This window comes from Nitrobacter sp. 62-13, from assembly GCF_001896955.1.
Classification (GTDB): domain Bacteria; phylum Pseudomonadota; class Alphaproteobacteria; order Rhizobiales; family Xanthobacteraceae; genus Nitrobacter.
Window position 1 is genome coordinate 1 of record NZ_MKRN01000213.1, and the last position, 3,275, is coordinate 3,275.

Consider the following 3,275-nt stretch of genomic DNA (forward strand, 5'->3'; position numbering starts at 1 on the left):
CGCGCTTGGCTGTGCGGGTTCCAATTCGCATCCGCCTCTATCAGCCGAAAGACGTCGAATTCGTTCGCACGCTGTTTATCAGGATCAACCGTCAGCTTGCACCACACCACATGCGGACGCAGTTCGACGTCTATGTCAGGCAAGCGCTCAAGGATGAGATCGATCGTATCCCAGACTACTATTCCGCGCGCGCGGGTTCATTTTGGATCGCGGAGTTGGGCGATGGCTCGCGCGGCGTTGGCATGTACGGCCTTGAGGCATACGACGACAGCTCTCTCGAGATTCGTCGTATGTATGTTGACCCGGCGTTTCGCCGTCAGGGCATCGCGCGACGATTGCTCGTCCACGCGGAGCAGATCGGCCGAGCGGCCCAGTATCGCCGACTGGTCCTCAGCACCTCGGAAATCCAGAAGGCTGCATTCGCTCTATATCAGAGCGTCGGCTTTTCGCTGACCAGCACGGAGACGGTCGAGGCAATGTCCCTGAAGGCCGTGGGAGGTGGCCTGCGGCGCTATCACATGGAGAAGCTGCTCAGATAGCGTCGTTGAAGTCAGACGTTCAGAAAGCAAGCTCCGCCCGCAGGAGGGATGGGCCGAGACCGCGGCTCGGCCGCAGGGGAAGGCTTTCCCCTCAGTTCCGTAGATGTGCAAAAGCGTCGTTCAGAATTTCAGCGCGAATGTAGTCTTGGCTTGCCTCCACTCGCCTCACGTGGGCGGAGGATTGTGCCGCTCAGTCTGCCTGCTGAGGGATACTCATGCACACGCAATGACAACTCGTTTGCGCGGTCGGCTCCTGCGCCACCTATCATCTGGGCACTCCGCTCAAGAAAGGACCTTGCCATGTCTGCGTCCCTTGCTCTTTTCGGTATTCTCGGAGCGCTACTTGTTGGGGCGGTCAGTCCGGGACCGAGCTTCGTTTTGGTCTCGCGGATCGCCGCGACAGTATCCCGCAGGGATGGGCTGTGGGCGGCTATGGGCATGGGGCTTGGTGGTGCCATCTTCGCGATCCTCGCCCTGCTTGGCCTCGCGACCATCCTTCTTCGGATCGAATGGCTCTACCTTGTGCTACGAATTCTTGGCGGCATCTACCTTGTCTATCTCGGGATCCAAATCTGGCGCGGAGCCTCAGAATCTACTGATGTTTCCGCTTCAGGTCCGCCGCACGCAACGTCTGCGGCACGGTCACTAGGCATCGGATTTCTGACCCAAGTTTGCAATCCGAAGACCGCCGTCGTCTACGCAAGCATCTTTGCCGCACTACTGCCCCCGTCCACGCCCTTGTGGCTGTTTCTTTGCTTACCACCGCTCGTCTTTGCGCTCGAAGCTACGTGGTATGCAGTCGTCGCGCTCGCCTTCTCAGCCCCGAGGCCACGGTCTGTCTATTTGTGCTCGAAGCGCTGCATTGATCGGGTGGCGGGAGTGGTAATGGGCGCGCTGGGAGCGCGCTTGATCTCCGAAAGCTTGCTGTTGCGAAACTAAAGGGAGTTGCGCGACAGAGAAGGGCTCCGACTGAGATACGATGCATCGACGGCGAGAGTCTAGTAACGGAATTAAGTTCGTAGCCTGCATCGCCGTGACTAGGCGCTGAGCGGCGCGAAGCGCTCTCTTAGCAAACGAACAAAGCCGCCGAGTGCGGGGTTTCCGTTATCGCGGTCCCAATGAGCGGCATAGCTGATGCCGGTCGGCCCATTGCCGTCGCGCGCCTCTCTGTAGACGACGCCGTTGAATTTGCCGCCGATTGACGCTTCGCACATCAGACTCACGCCAAAGCCGGCGCCGACGAGGCTTTTGATATTCTCGCCGCTGGCATCGTGCCTGACGACGCGTGGCCGATCTCCTGGTGCAGCCAGCTTCGCCACGAGGATATCCTGAATCTCCGGGCCCGGATCGCGCTGGCTGAGGAGGAACGTCTCTCCTCGGAGGTCGGTCCAATAGACGATCTCGTTTTCGGCGAGAGGATGCGACTCGGGTAGCGCGACAATTACGCGCTCGCTCCAAAGCGGCAGTGAGTCGAAGCGGCTATTCCCGGAGTCGCCGGTGACGATCACAATGTCGATTGCACCGTTGCTCAGGCCGCTGAAGAGCCTGTTGCGCGTGCCCTCGACCGTAACGATCTCGACCTCCTTCTTGCTTTGTTTGAAGTCCTGAAGTGCCAGGCGCAGGTTGCCAGTGGATAGCGACGTATAGAATCCCACGACCAGTCGCCCCGCCTCGCCCCGTCCAGCAGCAGTCGCGGCGGCAGCCATCCGGTCAACCTCGTCCATGACATGTCGAGCGATGCGGACTAACTCGGTTCCAGCGAGGGTCGGCCTGACGCCTGCGCGCGACCGCTCGAAGAGGCCGACGCCGAGCTGAAGCTCGAGGTCTCGGATTCTCCTGCTCAGGGTGGATTGACGAAGGCGCATGCCCTCGGCCGCGCGGCGAAAGCTTTTCTCGTCCGCGGCGGCTACAACGTACCGTAACTGCCTTAGCTCGATTTCCACCTTCGCGCCTCGCGATCCCGAGTGCGGCGAACTTTCGCTGGAGCGTCCATGCGGTCGGCGCCAGAGGACCGCGCTCGACGATCTGGCGGGGGTTGACGATTCCTTGCCGTCGCCTCCACAGGTCCGCCGCTATGCTTCCGAGGCCGCTTTGATCAACGGTCCGTCGTACGTGGCCGCGACGTTGCGCCCCGACGATCCGGCAGTCAGCCGACAAATCGTCATCTCCGGGTGAAATCCTGTGCACGGCTCCTCGCCGCCGCGGCCGCAACGGGCGGACCGTATCAGGCGTGGGGACCTCCCAGGTCACGGCCGCGCCAGGCGTTGCCGAGCCGGCTCCCGAGGCGTCGCAGACCGCGCCCTGTCCGGCGGGCAAGGCAGGAGAACGCCTCGGCCATCTCGACGCTCCTCTGGTGGCGAAGCCGTGCATAGAACCTGTCGCGTTCATCGATCGACATTTGCCGATACTGCTCAAGCGTGATCGGTGTTCGGTATCGATCCGGCTGTCCGCAGCGGTCATCTGGCATGTGGCGGTGATGACAGCGGGACGGGGACGTATCAAACGGGAACTCCTCATTCGCGCTTGCGGAACGCTCATCTTGTTCTCTGCGGTCTCGCACCTCGCCACGACGAAACTGGTCCCGCGCTTCCTTTCGAGCGCAGGATCACGGACTTGTGCCGGTTGGCCGGCCGGACTAGCAAGGTCAGACTCCGGAGATTCAGAAGGCTGCGGTGCCCGCCAACAGCACAGCACCGCAGCCCAGCCTGCTACGCGGCGGACGGCAAAGGCACCGCT

Annotated in this window: 3 protein-coding genes; 2 read left to right on the plus strand and 1 reads right to left on the minus strand. The window is 61.8% G+C overall.

The window, feature by feature from the left end:
* Together BGN91_RS17545 and BGN91_RS17550 are read left to right on the plus strand one after the other, a co-directional pair.
* Positions 1 to 539, plus strand: a 539-nt coding sequence (locus BGN91_RS17545; RefSeq protein ID WP_366408740.1) for a GNAT family N-acetyltransferase, incomplete at its 5' end; no start/stop codon positions are given.
* A 300-nt stretch (positions 540 to 839) separates the two neighbouring features.
* On the plus strand, positions 840 to 1,478 hold the full coding sequence (locus tag BGN91_RS17550) for a LysE family transporter (RefSeq protein ID WP_292615339.1): 639 nt from the start codon (positions 840 to 842) through the stop codon (positions 1,476 to 1,478).
* Between the two features lie 98 nt (positions 1,479 to 1,576).
* Here BGN91_RS17550 and BGN91_RS17555 read toward each other — a convergent pair whose 3' ends face one another.
* Positions 1,577 to 2,482 (minus strand): LysR family transcriptional regulator, encoded by a 906-nt coding sequence (locus BGN91_RS17555; RefSeq protein ID WP_292615340.1) that lies wholly within the window; start codon positions 2,480 to 2,482, stop codon positions 1,577 to 1,579.
* Positions 2,483 to 3,275: the final 793 nt, after the last annotated feature.

Coding starts and splice junctions, on each gene's coding strand:
- BGN91_RS17550 (WP_292615339.1), top strand. CDS start 840: ATGTCTGCGTCCCTTGCTCTTTTCGGTATTCTCGGAGCGCTACTTGTT.